Source organism: Kitasatospora sp. NPDC023176 (genome assembly GCF_055560495.1).
In genome coordinates this window covers 39,469-55,236 of record NZ_JBVHIP010000024.1, presented here as the reverse complement: position 1 = coordinate 55,236, position 15,768 = coordinate 39,469, and the positions used below count along the sequence as shown (strand labels likewise).

Annotated in this window: 14 protein-coding genes; 7 read left to right on the top strand and 7 right to left on the bottom strand. The window is 73.7% G+C overall.

Annotated elements, in window-relative coordinates; all coding sequences use genetic code 11:
• The first annotated feature begins 515 nt into the window (after positions 1–515).
• Complete coding sequence (locus tag ACZ3YL_RS28000; protein WP_465660247.1) at positions 516–1,322, top strand: hypothetical protein; 807 nt, start codon at positions 516–518, stop codon at positions 1,320–1,322.
• Positions 1,323–1,482: 160 nt separating this feature from the next.
• On the opposite strand, the gene ACZ3YL_RS27995 is transcribed toward ACZ3YL_RS28000, so the two are convergent.
• Positions 1,483–2,040, bottom strand: a complete 558-nt coding sequence (locus tag ACZ3YL_RS27995) for a hypothetical protein (protein ID WP_223243580.1) — start codon at positions 2,038–2,040, stop codon at positions 1,483–1,485.
• A 184-nt stretch (positions 2,041–2,224) separates the two neighbouring features.
• Positions 2,225–3,115, bottom strand: a complete 891-nt coding sequence (locus ACZ3YL_RS27990; protein ID WP_223243581.1) for a LysR family transcriptional regulator — start codon at positions 3,113–3,115, stop codon at positions 2,225–2,227.
• A 70-nt stretch (positions 3,116–3,185) separates the two neighbouring features.
• On the opposite strand from ACZ3YL_RS27990, the gene ACZ3YL_RS27985 reads away from it, so the two are divergent.
• On the top strand, positions 3,186–3,914 hold the full coding sequence (locus ACZ3YL_RS27985) for a CTP synthase C-terminal region-related (seleno)protein (RefSeq protein WP_188309807.1): 729 nt from the start codon (positions 3,186–3,188) through the stop codon (positions 3,912–3,914).
• Positions 3,915–3,938: 24 nt separating this feature from the next.
• Here ACZ3YL_RS27985 and ACZ3YL_RS27980 read toward each other — a convergent pair whose 3' ends face one another.
• The 3 genes from ACZ3YL_RS27980 to ACZ3YL_RS27970 all read right to left on the bottom strand — a co-directional run bounded on the left by ACZ3YL_RS27980 (position 3,939) and on the right by ACZ3YL_RS27970 (position 6,278).
• Complete coding sequence (locus ACZ3YL_RS27980; protein WP_188309808.1) at positions 3,939–4,478, bottom strand: GNAT family N-acetyltransferase; 540 nt, start codon at positions 4,476–4,478, stop codon at positions 3,939–3,941.
• 456 nt (positions 4,479–4,934) lie between these two features.
• Positions 4,935–5,534, bottom strand: coding sequence for a dephospho-CoA kinase (gene coaE / locus ACZ3YL_RS27975; RefSeq protein ID WP_188309809.1), 600 nt, complete (start codon positions 5,532–5,534; stop codon positions 4,935–4,937).
• Between the two features lie 102 nt (positions 5,535–5,636).
• Positions 5,637–6,278, bottom strand: a complete 642-nt coding sequence (locus ACZ3YL_RS27970) for an MBL fold metallo-hydrolase (protein WP_188309810.1) — start codon at positions 6,276–6,278, stop codon at positions 5,637–5,639.
• A 62-nt stretch (positions 6,279–6,340) separates the two neighbouring features.
• Here ACZ3YL_RS27970 and ACZ3YL_RS27965 point away from each other — a divergent pair, with 62 nt between their 5' ends.
• Entirely contained in the window at positions 6,341–6,772 is a 432-nt protein-coding gene (locus tag ACZ3YL_RS27965) for a MarR family winged helix-turn-helix transcriptional regulator (RefSeq protein ID WP_188309811.1), read from the top strand.
• Between the two features lie 10 nt (positions 6,773–6,782).
• On the opposite strand, the gene ACZ3YL_RS27960 is transcribed toward ACZ3YL_RS27965, so the two are convergent.
• Positions 6,783–8,996 (bottom strand): MMPL family transporter, encoded by a 2,214-nt coding sequence (locus ACZ3YL_RS27960; protein ID WP_188309812.1) that lies wholly within the window; start codon positions 8,994–8,996, stop codon positions 6,783–6,785.
• Positions 8,997–9,242: 246 nt separating this feature from the next.
• A complete protein-coding gene (gene rpsA / locus ACZ3YL_RS27955; protein ID WP_153460312.1) occupies positions 9,243–10,733 on the bottom strand; it encodes a 30S ribosomal protein S1 in 1,491 nt (496 codons plus the stop codon).
• Between the two features lie 414 nt (positions 10,734–11,147).
• Between rpsA and ACZ3YL_RS27950 the strand changes: the two genes are divergently transcribed.
• From ACZ3YL_RS27950 to ACZ3YL_RS27935, 4 genes are all read left to right on the top strand, one after another.
• Positions 11,148–12,032, top strand: coding sequence for a class I SAM-dependent methyltransferase (locus tag ACZ3YL_RS27950; protein WP_188309813.1), 885 nt, complete (start codon positions 11,148–11,150; stop codon positions 12,030–12,032).
• 25 nt (positions 12,033–12,057) lie between these two features.
• Positions 12,058–14,550: an ATP-dependent helicase HrpB gene (gene hrpB, locus ACZ3YL_RS27945; protein WP_465660246.1), complete on the top strand. Its 2,493-nt coding sequence runs from the start codon at positions 12,058–12,060 to the stop codon at positions 14,548–14,550.
• Between the two features lie 193 nt (positions 14,551–14,743).
• Entirely contained in the window at positions 14,744–15,385 is a 642-nt protein-coding gene (locus ACZ3YL_RS27940; RefSeq protein WP_188308958.1) for a dihydrofolate reductase family protein, read from the top strand.
• A gap of 4 nt (positions 15,386–15,389) precedes the next feature.
• Positions 15,390–15,704, top strand: a complete 315-nt coding sequence (locus ACZ3YL_RS27935; RefSeq protein WP_223243351.1) for an alpha/beta fold hydrolase — start codon at positions 15,390–15,392, stop codon at positions 15,702–15,704.
• Positions 15,705–15,768: the final 64 nt, after the last annotated feature.

The window sequence follows — 15,768 nt, the reverse complement described above, 5'->3', positions numbered from 1 at the left end:
GGTGGGATCACACCCGCCCGCCACCGGGGGAAAGCCTTGGTGTCGGCCACCCCGCCGCACCCGGCCGGCGCCGCCCCGAACGCGCACGATCCACCGCCGAACGGCCCGCGCGGCAAGGAGATCCCCTGCGCCCGACGGGTGCCGGGCACCGGCCGGTACGCCCGGCCCGGCGTCCGCGCCGCCCATCGCTTACTCCGCGCCCGCACACATGTTCACCACCAGCCCGCTGCAACTGCCGCACTCGCCCGGCGCCCGGGAGAAAACCCGCTTTGCTCCGGGCGCCGCCGTGTCATAGGTTTCGTCCGCCGTCGACGCAGCAACCGCTCTGACCACGCCTCAGACCAGCGGTGAGCCGCGGAGCCAGGGGGCCTGACGGCAGCACCAACGGGGGAGGAACAGCCATGCCGAGCGCCCGCAGCCACGGGTCGACCGGCCGGCGAGGACGGGCGGCCGACGGGCCACCGGCCCCCGCCCCGGCCAAGATCCACGACACCGGATACCCGAGGAATCGTCAGTTGCGCAGCAGCACCCGCCTGGTCACCGCCACCGCCGCCGCCCTGCTCTGCGTGGGCACCCTGAGCGCCTGCGGCCCGGACGACAGCGGCCAGGACGGCGGCAAGTCCGCCGCCCCGGCGGCGCCGACCACCGCCGCACCCGCCGGGGGCGGCACCGCCACCGGCACCGGCACCGGCAAGCCCACCGCCGGCGCCGACAAGGACAAGGGCGTTCCGGCCAAGGCCTGGATGGACACCAAGAGCATCCCGATGGACGAGGCCTACCACTTCGCCCCGCTGGCGGCCAACGCCAAGCCGGTCACCGGGTCGGTCGACTTCAAGGGCATGGAGCTGTGCCACGCCGCGCCCCCCAAGGGCGAGGAGTACATGTACACCGACGGCGCGGCGCGGGCCAAGGCCGCGGTCGGCTTCGGCGGGGACCGCTGGACGGCCCAGCAGACCGTGGACTTCTGGGGCGACCCGACCCACAGCAGCGGCAACGCCCAGACCGCGAGCGCGATCAAGCGCGGCCTGGCCGACGCCGTGACGAACTGCGCCAAGACCGCGCCGGGCGCCACGGTGAAGGTGACCAGCGCGACCGACGCACCGTACTTCGCCGCCACCGTGACGGCCCCCCAGCCCGACGGTTCCACCGCCACCCTGCACGAGTACGTCGTGGTGAGCGGCGGGACGGTCACCGAACTGTCCGTCTGGGCGACCACCAAGGGGGGCGCCCAGCCGAAGGACGCCTGGAAGGCGCCCGAGGACAAGTTCGTCGCCACCGGCATGACGGCCCCGCTCTGCGAGGCCTTCCCGGGCTGCGGCTGACGCACCGCCCGCGGCCGACGTCCCACTCGTCACCGACCGCACCACCCGTCACCGACCGCACCACCCGCGGCTGACGCACCCACAGACGGCCGCCAGGCCCGTCCGGAACAGGGGACCGGACGGGCCTGGCGGCACCATTTCAGCCGCTCACCTCACCTGCTCACAGCCCCAGGCGGCTGAGCGCCGTCGTCCAGTCGCTGGCGATCGCGCTACGGGCGGCGTCCAGGGTCACCTTGTGGCCGCACACCGCGTTCTTCAGTCTGGTCTCGACCGAGTCCTTGCTCTGCGCCGGCTCGTTGCCGTAGCGCGGCTCGGGCCACAGGTTGTGCGGGTCGCGCGGCGCGCCGCCGAGTTCCAGCGGGACGAAGTGGTCCTCCTCGTAGTCCGAGAGGTTGGTGTCCGAGTACCCGTACTGGGTGATCTGCTGGGCCTTCAGCGCGTTGGTGTAGCTGGTCGGCGGGCGCACGGTGGCGGTCCATCCGGAGACGCAGATGGTCTGGCCGATGGTGGCCTGGGTGACCGCCGGGTTGTACGCGCCGGGGGTGCAGGACGGGTCGGGCAGCGGCAGGTAGGCCTGCGAACAACTCGCCGCGAACGAGCCGGACTTGACCGGCTTGTGGGTCGCCGGGGCGGCGGCCTGCGCGGTGCCGGCGGCGAGCCCGGCGACGGTGAGGGTGGCCGCCGCGGCGACGACGGTGAGACGCTGACGGAGCATCATGGTGGCGCTCTCCTGGGCCGGCCCGGCCGATCGCCGGGCGACTGTGCCCATGACAGCACCGTTCGCGCTGCCACCGTCAGGCCCGGGACGTGAACGAGTGGTGACCACCCCTCCACATCCGTACGGTCCGCAGACGTCCGGCCCGCGACGGCGGAGCCCTCGGCAACCGGCGACCGGACACGCCCTACACCACCAGCAGCCGCGCCAGCAGCGCCGCCGGCCCCTCCGGCAGGCTGCCGTGGACGAGTTCGGTGCGGTGCACCAACCGCGGTGCGGCGATGGGCGCGTGGGCGACGCCGGAGGCCCGGGCCACCGCCGGTTCCGGCAGCAGGGTGAGCCCGTGCCCGGTGGCGACCAGGGCGAGTAGGCCGTTCAGGTCGGTGCCCCGGTAGCGGGTGGCGGCCCGGAAGCCGTCGGTGCCGGCGGCGGCGCGCAGCCGGGCGGCGGTCGGGGTGAGGTCGGGGGCGTCCAGCCAGCGTGCGGCCGAGAGGTCGGCGAGGGCGATGCCGGCGCGGCCGGCCAGCGGGTGTCCGGCGGGCAGGGCGACGGCGACGGGCTGTTCGTCGACGGCGACGGTGGTCAGCGGGCCGACCTCGGGCAGCGGCAGCGGATCGCTGGGCGCGGCCAGGCCGTCGATCAGCGCGAGGTCGACCTCGCCGGTGGCGACCTGGGCGGGCAGGACGTCCTGGGCGAGCACCCGGACGACCGGTTCGACCTGCGGGTACGCCCGGCGCACTTCGCCGAGCGCGCGCCCCAGTGCCGCCCCGACCGCCAGTGGGGTGGCGCCGAGCACCAGTCGGGCGCTCGGGGCGCCGGCCAGGCGTGCCACGTCGGCGCGCGCCGCCTCCAGCCGGACCAGCAGCGGTGCGGCGTGCTCCAGCAACCGCCGCCCGGCCACCGTCGGCCCGACCGGGCGGCGGACCAGCAGCGCGGTGCCGAGGTCCGCCTCCAGCGCGGCGATCTGCTGGGAGACCGCGGACTGGGTGTAGCCGAGGTCCCGGGCCGCCTCGGAGAAGGAGGCGAGCCGGGCGACGGTGACGAAGGTGCGCAGCTGCTGCGGATCCACGGCGGTCATCAACCGATCTGATCGAGATGTAAGAAATCATCGTTGGCGCTGATCTCGGGTGCGGGGTCAGGATAGCCGCATGACCTACCTGACCCCACGGATCGCCCTGGTCGGCGACCGCTCCCCCGCCGTCCGCTCGCACGCCCGCATCCCCGGCCTGCTCGACTCCCTCGCCGAACGCGACCAGCTCGTCCTGGACGCCTACTGGATCCCCACCGAGGACGCCGGGGCGCCCGGCGCGCTCGACGGCTTCGACGCGGTCTGGCTGCTGCCCGGCAGCCCGTACCGCAGCGAGGCGGGCGCCCTGGCCGCGATCCGGACCGCCCGCGAGCGGGGCATCCCCTTCCTCGGCACCTGCGCCGGGTTCCAGCACGCCGTGCTGGAGTACGCCCGCGACGTCTGCGGCCTCGCCGACACCGTCCACGGCGAGCAGGACCCGGAGCGCGAGCAGCAGGTGATCGTGCCGCTCGCCTGCTCGCTGGTCGGCCACGAGGGCGCCGTCGTGATCACCCCCGGCACCCTGGCCGAGCGCGCCCTCGGCGCCACCCGCACCCTGGAGCGCTACCACTGCAACTACGGCCTCAACGCCGACTACCTGGACCGGCTGCGCGCCCACGGACTGCGCTTCACCGGCGCGGACGAGTCCGGCCAGGTCCGCGTCCTGGAGCTGCCGGAGCACCCGTTCTTCCTGGCCTCGCTGTTCCAGCCCGAGTTGTCCGGCGACGGCACCCGGGCCCACCCGATGATCCGCGCCCTGGCCGCGGCCGCCGTCGCCCACGCGGCGCAGGGCGAGCCGGCGACCGCCTGACCGACGGTCACCCGGGAGCGGCCGTCACATCGGCAGCGAGCGCAGCCGCACCGGCCCCTCCGGCCATCCGGCGCCCTCCGCCAACGGCCGCCACATGGTGCGCAGCGGCATCACCGCGAGCCGCCCCTCCGGCTGTTCGACCGTCACCTCCTCGGCCACCTCGCGGAACCCGAGCCCCCGGTAGAACGCGGCCAGCGGCGGGCGGCAGAACAGCAGCGCGTACCGGAGGCCGAGCGCGCGCCCGTGGTCGAGAGCGGTCCCGACCACGGCGTGCGCCAGGCCTTCGCCGCGCCGGTCGGCGGCGACGCAGACGCCGCCGACACCCGCCGCCTCCAGGTCGGTGCCGCCGACGGTGAGCGGAATCGGGAGCAGCCCGGTGTGGGCGACGAGCCGGCCGTCGGCGGCCCGGATGCCGAAGTGCACGTCCTTGGAGCGGAAGGTCAGCCCGGTGTAGGCGACGCCGTACGGGTCCTCGCCGGGGCCGAGGATCTGCGCCTGCTCGGCGCGGGTGTAGCTCTCCAAGCGCTCGACGGTCAGCGGTTCAACGGAAAAACGATCATTCATCACTCCATGCTCCCTTCCCCGCCGACCGGCCTCCAAGTCCCCTTCCGGCCACCGGATCGGTCACATGATCCGACGGTCATCCCCCGATCCGTCGGCCTGTGGAAGCACGCCCCTCATGCTCCGGCCCACCGACCGGCCGGCCGACGACCTCGCCGCACCACTGCCCGGCCCACTGCCGCGCCCGCCCCGACCGGTCCGGACCCTCGTGCCGACCGCCGTGGTGCTGCTGGTGCCCGTCCTGGACGGCATGCGCACCCGCGCCGACGGCCTCGGCGGCACCCTGCACGCCGGGCCGACGCCCGAGGGCGGCTTCGCCGTCCGGGCCCGGCTACCGCTCGGCGCCGCCCGAGGCCCGCCGGCTGAGGTCCGCCGGCCAAGCGCGCAGCCTGAAACCAGGCCATGCGTCAGGCTGCGGGCTTGGAGCCACGCGTCAGGCGGCAGGCTTGGAGCCACGCGTCAGGCCGCGGCCCGCTTCACCAGCTCCGCCCACACCTCGTCGACCCGCGCCGCCAGCGTCTCCAGCGCCCCGCCGTTGTCGATCACCAGGTCGGCGATCGCCAGCCGGTCCGCCCGCGAGGCCTGCGCGGCCATCCGGGCCCGGGCTTCCTCCGCCGCCATCCCGCGCAGCCGCACCAGCCGGTCCAGCCGCACCTCGTCGTCCGCGTCGATGACCACGACCAGGTCGAACAGCGGCGCCAGCCCGTTCTCGGCGAGCAGCGGCACGTCGTGCACCACCACCGCGTCCGGCGCGGCCGCCGCCTCCAGTTCGGCGGAGCGGGCCCGCACCAGCGGGTGGACGATCGCGTTCAGCGCCCGGAGCTTCTCCGGGTCGGCGAACACGATCGCCCCGAGGGCCGGGCGGTCCAGCGTGCCGTCCTCCCGCAGCACCTGCGGGCCGAACTCGGCGACCACGGCCGCCAGGCCGTCCGTCCCGGGGGCGACCACCTCGCGGGCGATCAGGTCGGAGTCCACGATCACCGCGCCGCGCGCGGCGAACAGCCGGGACACCTCGCTCTTGCCCGCGCCGATACCGCCCGTCAGTCCGATCTTCAGCATGGCGTCAGGCTACCGGCGCGACACCACGGGCGTCAGTCCGGGCCGGTCGGCGCGAGCCCGTCCACCCGGGCCGGTCGGCGCGAGCCCGTCCACCACGACCCGTCAGTCCAGGTCCAGTCCCTCGCCCTCGCCCAGCACCACCAGCTCGGAGCCGGTGCCCGGCCCGTCCGGCCCGAGCAGCCGGGTCTGCACGGCGTGCCCGATCGGGCTGAGCGTAGCGTCGTGCACCGGGACGGCCCGGCGCGAGCCCGCCTCCCGGACGTAGTCGATCACCTCGGAGGCCTTGCTCCAGGGCGCGGCGAGCGGCAGCAGCAGGGTGTCCACGGTGTGCGGCGGCACGGTGAAGGCGTCGCCGGGGTGGAAGAGCCGGCCGTCCAGCAGGAAGCCGATGTTCTTCACCTGCGGGATGTCGGGGTGGATCACCGCGTGCCACTCGCCGTGCACCGAGACGCCGATCCCGCCGATCTCGAAGGCGTCGCCCTCGCCGACTGCGGTGACCCGCCGCCCGACGCCCTCCAGCTGGGCGGCGACGTCGCCGTTGGTCCACACCCGCAGCGCCGGGTCGGCGTCCAGGGCAGCGCGCAGCCGGGACTGCTCGAAGTGGTCCATGTGCTCGTGGGTGATCAGGACGGCGTCGGCCCCGGCCAGGGCGGCGGGGTCGGTGAAGGCCCCGGGGTCGATGACGAAGGTGGTTCCGTCGTGCTCGACGCGTACGCAGGCGTGTCCGAACTTGGTGATTCGCATATCCAAAACCATACAGCATGACTGTACAGTTTTGCTGCATATCTTCCGGATAGACTTCTCCCATGACCAGCAACGCCCCGCACCAGGACACCCTGGACCTCGCCGCCGACCTGCGCGCCGCCCTCGGCAGCCTGGTCCGCACTCTGCGCGACAACGACGACCTGCCGCCCAACCAGGCCGCCGTGCTCGGCCTGCTGGTCCGTGACGAACGCTCCTACACCGTCGCCGAACTCGCCGACCGCCGCCGGGTGCGCCACCAGTCGATGGCCCGCACCGTCGCCCTGATGTCCGAGGCCGGCCTGGTCGCCCAGCAGCCCCACCCCACCGACGGCCGCAAGCAGCTGATCGCCGCCACCGAGGCCGGCCGGTTCGCCCTGCTGGAACAGCGCGCCCGCCGCGAGCACCACATCGCCACCGCCATCGAGTCCCGCCTCAGCACCGCCGAACGGGAGCACCTGCGCGCGAGCGTCGAACTGCTCCAGCGCCTGAGCTGACCCGAGCGCGCTACCCGGCCTGAGCCGACCCGACCGGCTCCGGCCGCTGCGCCGGGATCACCGCTGTCACGGGCCGCTCGATCTCCGGCAGGTCGACGTGCTCGCTCAGCCCGAACCGCCGGTGCAGCCGCCGCAGCGGAGCCGGCGCCCACCAGTTGAACTCGCCGAACAGGCTCATCGCGGCGGGCACCAGCAGGCAGCGCACCAGGGTGGCGTCCACCGCGACCGCCACCGCCAGCGCGATGCCCATCTGCTTGACCATGAGCATGTCCCCGAGCGCGAAGCCCGCGAAGACGATCACCATCAGCAGCGCCGCCGAGGTGATGATCCGACCACTGCGCTGGACGCCCAGCTCCACCGCCCGGACGCAGCCGTGCCCGCGCTCGGTCAGCTCCTTGATCCGGGAGAGCAGGAACACCTCGTAGTCCATCGACAGCCCGAAGGCGAAGGCGAAGACCAGCACCGGGATGAAGGTCTCCAGCCCGCCGGTCGGGCTGAACCCGAGCAGCCCGCTGAACCAGCCGTCCTGGAACACCAGGGTCAGCGCGCCGAGCGAGGCGCCCAGCGACAGCAGGTTCATCAGCAGCGCCTTGACCGGCATCACCACCGAGCCGGTCATCAGGAACAGCAGTACCAGCGTCCCGGCCGCGACCAGGCCCAGCGCCCACGGCCCGCGCGACATCAGCTCGTCCTGGAAGTCCACCACCGAGGCCGCACCGCCGGTGACGTACGTCTTCAGGCCGCCCCGGTCGGCCCGCAGTTCGTCCACCACCCGCTTGGCCGTGGCGCCCTGCGGGTCCCCGTGCACCAGCACGTCCACCGTCGACACCGCGTCGCCGACCGGCGTCACCGCCCGTACCCCGCTCACCCCGGGCAGCTTGGCGACGACCTCGTCCGCGTACGCCTGCGCCACCGGCGCCCCGCCCTCGACCACCACTGTGATCGGCGCGGACGCGACCTGCGGGAAGCGCTGGTCGATCGTCTCGGCGACCTGCCGCCCGGCCGAGGAGACGGGCAGTACGGCGGCGCCGGAGCTGCGCATCTCGGCGTGCAGGAAGGGGGCCCCGGCCGCCATCAGCAGCGCCACCGAGGCGAGCGTCACCGCCACCGCCCGCTTGCGGACCCGGCGGACGGTCCGGCTGAAGAAGCCCTCGTCCGGGACGGGCGAGGTCGGTGTCCTGATCCGGCCGCCGGCGAAGCCGAGCAGCGCGGGGATCAGGGTGAGGGCTGCCGCGACCGCGATCACCACCACGCTCACACCGGCCGCGGCGACCGCGCCCAGGACCGGGCTGGTGAAGACGAACAGGCCGGACAGCGCGACGGCCACGGTCAGTCCGGAGAAGGCGACGGTGCGCCCGGCGGTCGCAGCCGTGCGCTCGACGGCGGCGGCGATGCCCGCGCCGTGGCCCCGTTCCTCGCGGAAACGATTCACCATCAGCAGCGCGTAGTCGATCGACAGCCCCAGCCCCAGCACGGTGGCGATCGGCAGCACGCTGGTGTCGATGTCCATGATCCGGCTGAAACCGAACATGGCCAGCAGCGCTCCACCCACCGAGGCGACGGCCCCGATCACCGGCAGCGAGGCGGCGGCCAGGCCGCCGAAGACCAGCACCATGACGACCAGGGTCAGCGGCAGGGTCACCATCTCGCCGAAGCGGGTGTCCTGCTCGGTCTGCTTCTTGACCTCCTGCTGGAGCACGAGGTCCCCGCCGACGGTCACGTGCGCCCCGCCCGCACCGTCCAGCGCGGCGAGCCGGTGGGTGACGGCGTCGGTCTGCGCGGAGGTCGCGGTGCCGGCCATCCGTACGCTGACCAGGCCCGCCGTCCCGTCGGCGGCCCTCAGCGCGGCCGGGCCCGGCCCGGCACCGTACGCGTCCTGCGCGCCGGCGACCCCGGGCAGGGCGGTGATCTCGGCGGTGGCCCGCTGGACGGCGGCGCGCACCGCCGGGTCGTCCACCGGCTTGCCGTCCACCACCGCGGTCACGGTGCCCTTGACCGGATCGGCCGCGGCGACCACGGCGCTGCCCCGGTCCGCCTCGGCGGTGGCGGAGGAGGCCCCGGCCACCGAGCCCTCGAAGACCCGCCCGCCGATCAGCACCCCGGCCACCAGGACGACGGCCCAGAAGCCGAGCACCCAGCGGCGGTGGCGGAAGCAGAACCGGCCGAGAGCGGCGAGCCGGCCGCCGACCACAGCGGTGGGGGCGGCGGAGGTGGGGTTGCGCATGAGGAGCCTTTCGGGCAGTTCCACTCAATGTAGGTGCAACCCGAACTCCGTCCTATAGCAGGGTAATGAGCCTCATCTCACATTTCCCTTCACATAAACCACACATAAGTCAAACCGGAAAACGAAGGCCCGCGGACAGCCTGCGGACAGCCCGCGAACAGGTGGGGGAAACACGAAACGGGCCCCACCCGGACGAATCCGGGTGGGGCCCGTTCCCTAGCTGTCAGCTAGCGGGGGGCGAGAGCCTCAGCTCTGGCCGCCGGCCAGCTTCTCGCGCAGGGCGGCCAGGGCCTCGTCGGAGGCCAGGGCGCCCGAGCCCTCGTCGCTGCTGGACGAGTACGAGCCACCGGCGGCAGCGGCGACGGCGTCGCCACCCTCCGCAGCGGCCTCGGCGTCGGCCTCGCGGCTCTTGATGACCTGGGCCTGGTGCTGCTCGAAGCGGGACTGCGCCTCGGCGTACTGGCGCTCCCACTCCTCGCGCTGCTTCTCGAAGCCGGGCAGCCAGTCGTTCGCCTCGGGGTCGAAGCCCTCCGGGTAGATGTAGTTGCCCTGGTCGTCGTACGAGGCGGCCATGCCGTACAGGGTCGGGTCGAACTCGACCTCGGCCGGGTTGGCACCCAGGGCCTCGTTGGCCTGCTTCAGCGAGAGGCTGATGCGGCGACGCTCGAGGTCGATGTCGATGACCTTGACGAAGATCTCGTCGCCGACCTGGACGACCTGCTCCGGGATCTCGACGTGGCGCTCGGCCAGCTCGGAGATGTGGACCAGACCCTCGATGCCCTCGTCCACGCGGACGAACGCACCGAACGGAACCAGCTTGGTGACCTTACCCGGAACGACCTGGCCGATCTGGTGGGTACGGGCGAACTGCTGCCACGGGTCCTCCTGGGTCGCCTTCAGCGACAGGGAGACGCGCTCGCGGTCCATGTCAACGTCGAGAACCTCGACGGTGACCTCCTGGCCGACCTCGACAACCTCGGACGGGTGGTCGATGTGCTTCCAGGACAGCTCGGAGACGTGCACCAGGCCGTCGACGCCACCCAGGTCCACGAAGGCACCGAAGTTGACGATCGAGGAGACGACGCCGGAGCGCACCTGGCCCTTCTGCAGGGTGGTGAGGAAGGTCTGGCGGACCTCGCTCTGGGTCTGCTCCAGCCAGGCACGGCGGGACAGGACCACGTTGTTGCGGTTCTTGTCCAGCTCGATGATCTTGGCCTCGAGCTCCTTGCCCACGTAGGGCTGGAGGTCGCGGACGCGACGCATCTCGACGAGCGAGGCCGGGAGGAAGCCACGGAGGCCGATGTCGAGGATGAGACCACCCTTGACGACCTCGATGACGGTACCGGTGACGATGCCGTCCTCTTCCTTGATCTTCTCGATCGTGCCCCAGGCGCGCTCGTACTGAGCACGCTTCTTGGACAGGATGAGACGACCCTCCTTGTCCTCCTTCTGGAGAACCAGGGCCTCGATGTTGTCACCGACGGCGACGACCTCGTGCGGGTCGACGTCGTGCTTGATCGAGAGCTCGCGGGACGGGATGACGCCTTCGGTCTTGTAACCGATGTCGAGGAGGACCTCGTCACGGTCGACCTTCACGATGACGCCCTCGACGATGTCGCCATCGTTGAAGTACTTGATGGTCTCGTCGATGGCGGCGAGGAAGGCCTCCGCGTCGCCGATGTCGTTGACCGCGACCTGCGGGGTGGTGCTGAGGGAGGAGTCGGTGGGGCTCGTCATTAGGAAAAGGGCTCCGGTACGGACATGAAAGTCGTAGGTAATGCCACGCGGAGGGCCCGTATCGCTCCCACCGAAAGCCGGACAGCCAAGAACACGGCACACCGGTGCTCCCTGAACAACGAGAAACCGGCGTCCGTCTTGCGACCGTGGGGTCTTCGACAGATGCGAGCGCGACCTGCTCCGTCCGAGGCGCGCAGGCCCGCAGCGCAACTTGTAGCATACGGGGACGGCCAGGCACGGTCAACGCCAGAAGAGGCAAGACGGTGGAGCCCGGTACGGATCAGGCCATATCCTCCGATTGCGCACCTCGCGGTGGCGCCCGAAGGGGCCCTTCCCCGGATGCCACCGCCAGGACCCGGCCCTGAAAGGGCCGGCTCGCGGCAGCGGCGCTTCCGCGACTCCATACCCTACGCGATGGGCATTGTCACCGTGGCCACCACCCCCCAGTCCTCCCTTCACGATCTTGACGCATCCGTCGGCGAGGACGGCATCGAGGACGACACCGGCGACGACGCGGTGCGCCGCGCGGCCGGCGTCGGGGAGAGCAGCCGGGCCAGCCGGCACTGGTGGGACCGCAACGCCGACGAGTACCAGGACGAGCACGGCGAGTTCCTCGGCGACGACCGCTTCACCTGGTGCCCCGAGGGCCTGGACGAGGCCGACGCCCGCCTCCTCGGCTCCGTCGAGGGCAAGGACGTGCTGGAGATCGGCGCCGGCGCCGCCCAGTGCTCCCGCTGGCTCGCCGCCCGCGGCGCCCGCCCCGTCGCCCTCGACATCTCCTACCGCCAGCTCCAGCACTCCCGCCGGATCGACCTCGGCCGGGGCGTCGAGCCCGTCGCCGTCGTCCAGGCCGACGCCGCCGTGCTGCCCTTCGCCGACGCCTCCTTCGACCTCGCCTGCTCCGCCTACGGCGCCGTCCCGTTCAGCGCCGACACCGAGCGGCTGATGCGCGAGGTGCACCGGGTGCTGCGGCCCGGCGGGCGCTGGGTGTTCTCGGTCACCCACCCGATCCGCTGGGCCTTCCCCGACGAGCCCGGCGTCGAGGGCCTCACCGCGGTCTCGTCCTACTTCGACCGCACCCCGTACGTCGAGCAGGACGAGAACGGCGCCGCCACCTACGTCGAGCACCACCGCACCCTGGGCGACCGGGTCCGCGAACTCGTCGCCGCCGGCTTCCGCCTGGTCGACCTGGTCGAGCCCGAGTGGCCGGCCGGACTGGAGCAGGAGTGGGGCGGCTGGTCCCCGCTGCGCGGGCGGCTGATCCCCGGCACGGCGATCTTCGTCACCGAGCGGGGCTGATCGCTTGAACCCCGCGTGGCGCTCATTGCCGGTCCGCAGTGCCCTGCCCGCCCTGCACGAGGCGCTGGACGGGCACGGCACCGCCGTGCTCGCCGCCCCGCCCGGTACCGGCAAGACCACGCTGGTGCCGCTCGCCCTGGCGGGACTGCTCTCCGACGGCCGGCCCGTACGCCGGGTGCTGGTCGCCGAACCGCGCCGGCTCGCCGTCCGGGCCGCCGCCCGGCGGATGGCCTGGCTGCTCGGCGAGGCCGTCGGCGGGCGGGTCGGCTACACCGTGCGCGGGGACCGCAAGGTCGGGCCTTCGACCGTCGTCGAGGTGGTCACCACCGGCGTGCTGCTGCAACGGCTGCAGCGCGACCAGGAGTTGCCCGGCGTGGACGTCGTCGTCCTGGACGAATGCCACGAACGGCACCTGGACGCCGACACCGCCCTCGCCTTCCTCCTCGACGTCCGGGCGGCACTGCGGCCCGAACTGCGGCTGGTCTGCGCCTCCGCCACCTCCGACACCGCGGCCTGGGCCGAACTCCTCGGCGGCGCACCCGTGGTGGAGGCCCACGGGGTGTCCCACCCGGTGGACGTGGTCTGGGCACCACCGCCGCGCGCCGTCCGGCCCGCGCACGGGACCCGGGTCGACCGGGCGCTGCTCGACCACGTCGCGGCCGTCGTACGACGGGCGTTGGGCGAGCAGGACGGGGACGTGCTCTGCTTCCTGCCCGGCGTCGGCGAAATCTCCCGCGTGGCCGGGCAGTTGAACGGCGTTCCCGCCGAAGTCCTGCAACTCCACGGCCGCGCCCCGCAGTCCGTCCAGGACGCCGCCCTCACGCCGTCCGCTGCGCGGCGGGTCGTCCTCGCCACCGCCGTCGCCGAGTCCTCCCTCACCGTCCCCGGCGTACGGATCGTCGTCGACGCCGGGCTCGCCCGCGAGCCACGCACCGACCACGCCCGCGGCCTCGCCGGGCTGGTCACCGTCCGCGCCTCGCTCGCCGCCGCCCGCCAGCGCGCGGGCCGCGCCGGGCGCGAGGCGCCGGGCACCGTCTACCGCTGCTGGCACGAGGCCGAGGACGCCCGCGCCGCCCGCTTCCCGACCCCCGAGATCGCCCTCGCCGACCTCACCTCCTTCGCCCTCCAGGCCGCCTGCTGGGGCGACCCGAACGCCACCGGCCTCGCCCTGCCCGACGCACCCCCGGCGGGGGCGATGGCGGCTGCCCGGCAGACCCTTGTGGCCCTGGGCGCCGTCTCCTCCGACGGCCGGGCCACGGCGCGCGGCGTCCGCCTCGCTCGGACGGGGCTGCACCCCCGCCTGGGCCGCGCCCTCGTCGACGGCGCCCCCGCCGTCGGTGCGCGCCGGGCCGCCGAGATCGTCGCGCTGCTCTCCGAGGAACCCCCGCGCGCCCTCGGCGACGACCTCAACGCGGTCTGGCGCAGCGTCCGTTCCGCCGGCGACCCCTACGCCGGACGCTGGCGCGACGAAGTCCGCCGCCTCCTCCGCGCCACCGACTCCGAGCCCGCCACCCAGCTCCCCGACACCACCGCCGCCGGCCTGGTCGTCGCCCTCGCCTTCCCCGAACGCATCGCCCGCGCCCGGGTGGAGCGGCCCGCCCCCGGCGAGCGCAGCCCGTACCTGATGGCCTCCGGGACGGCTGCCGAACTCGCCCCGGACACCCGGCTCGGCGCCCTGCCCTGGCTCGCCGTCGCGGTCGCCGACCGCCCGGCCGGCTCGCACTCCGCCCGCGTCCTGCACGCTGCGGCGCTGGACGAGGACACCGCCCGCCTCGCGGGCGCGGCCCTCCTCACCTCCCGCGAGGAGGTCCACTGGGACACCCGGCGAGGCGAAGTCGTCTCCCGCCGGGTCGACTCCCTCGGCGCCGTCGAACTCGCGGAGAAGCCCCTCCACCGCCCCGACCCCACCCTCGTCCGCGCGGCTCTGGTCGAAGGCCTCACCCGCGAGGGCATCAGCACCGTCCTGACCTGGCCCTCCCCCGGCCTCCGCGAGCGCCTCGCCTTCCTCCGTACCGCCATCGGAGACCCCTGGCCCGACGTCAGCGACGAGGCACTTCTCGACCGCGCCGAAGAGTGGCTGGAACCCGAACTCTCCCGCGCCCGCCGCCGCACCGACCTCGCCCGCATCGACACCACATCGGCCCTGCAACGCCTCCTCCCCTGGGCCACCGGCGAGGCCGGCCGCCTGGACGAGTTGGCCCCCGAGCGCATCACCGTCCCGTCCGGCTCCAAGATCCGCGTCGACTACACCACCGAACGCCCGGTGCTGGCCGTCAAGTTGCAGGAACTCTTCGGCTGGACAGCGGCTCCCGCCCTGGCCGGCGGCCGCATACCGCTCACCATCCACCTGCTCTCCCCCGCCGGCCGCCCCGCCGCCGTCACCGGAGACCTGGCGTCCTTCTGGCGCGACGGCTACCGCGCCGTCCGCGCAGACCTCAGGGGCCGCTACCCCCGCCACCCCTGGCCCGAGGACCCCACGACGGCCGAGCCCACCCGCCGCACCAACAGCCGAAAGTGACGTCGGGAAGAGGTCCGGAGTAGCGGACGCCCCTGTGGCCGCGGACGCGGGCGCGTGCGCGGCGTCGGGCCCGGGTCCGGAAAACCGGGTGACGGCGTGGCGATGAGTTTTCCGGCCCCGGCCGGTCTACATCTCGACCGGAACAACCGGAACGACCGGAACCACCGGACGACCACCTCATCGGGAGACAGCCATGGGCCTCATCCAGATCGAACTGTTCGCAACCCTCGACCTCGTCGGGCAGGCGCCCGGCGGCCCCGACGAAGACCCGGAGGGGTTCCCGTTCGGCGGCTGGCAGGCGCCCCTGCTGAACGAGGCCACCGGGGCGCAGATCCTCGCCGCGTACGAGGGCACCGACGCCCTGCTGCTCGGCCGGCGCACCTACGACCTCTTCGCCTCCTACTGGCCGCACCAGAAGGAGGGCGAGATCGCCGAGCTCTTCAACCGCGTCCCCAAGTACGTGGCCTCCCGAGGCACGGCCGCGCTCCCGTGGGCCGGGTCCACCCAGCTCGGCCCGGACCTGGCCGCCGCGGTGCGCGAGATCCGCGACCGGCACGGGAACGTGAAGGTCGTCGGCAGCCTGAACCTGGTGCAGACCCTGCTGCGGGAGAAGCTGTTCGACCGGCTCGACCTCTGGGTGCACCCGATCGTGCTCGGCGTCGGGAAGAAGGTCTTCGACGGCGGCGCGGTGCCCACGAACCTCACGCTCCTCGAACCGCCGGTGGCCGACCCGCAGGGCACCGTGTACCTGCGCTACGGGCTCGCCGAGGGCACGCCCCGGACGGGAGACATGAGCCTGCCCGACCGCGGCCTCGGGCAGGACGAGTCCCGGTGATCCGATGACCACCCTCCACGCCAACGGGGTCGCCCTGGGCGTCGGGTCGTTCGGCGACGAGGGCGCGCCGCCGGTCCTGCTCGCGGGCGGGCCGACGATGCTCTCCTGGCCCGACGCGCTGTGCCGGCGCCTCGCCGCCGGCGGGCGCCGGGTGGTGCGCCAGGACCTGCGCGACAGCGGGGAGTCGACGACGAAGGACCCGGAGGCGCCCGCCTGCACCCTGCGCGACCTCGCCACCGACGCGGCGGCCGACGAGGTCGCGGAGGCGACGCTCACGCTCGGACAGGGGGGGTTGAGACCGGGGAGGCCCGCACGTTGAGGCACGGCGTACGCACCGGAAGTCGGCCCGTCCGACTTCCGGTGCGGGGCCTCGCACCCCCGCC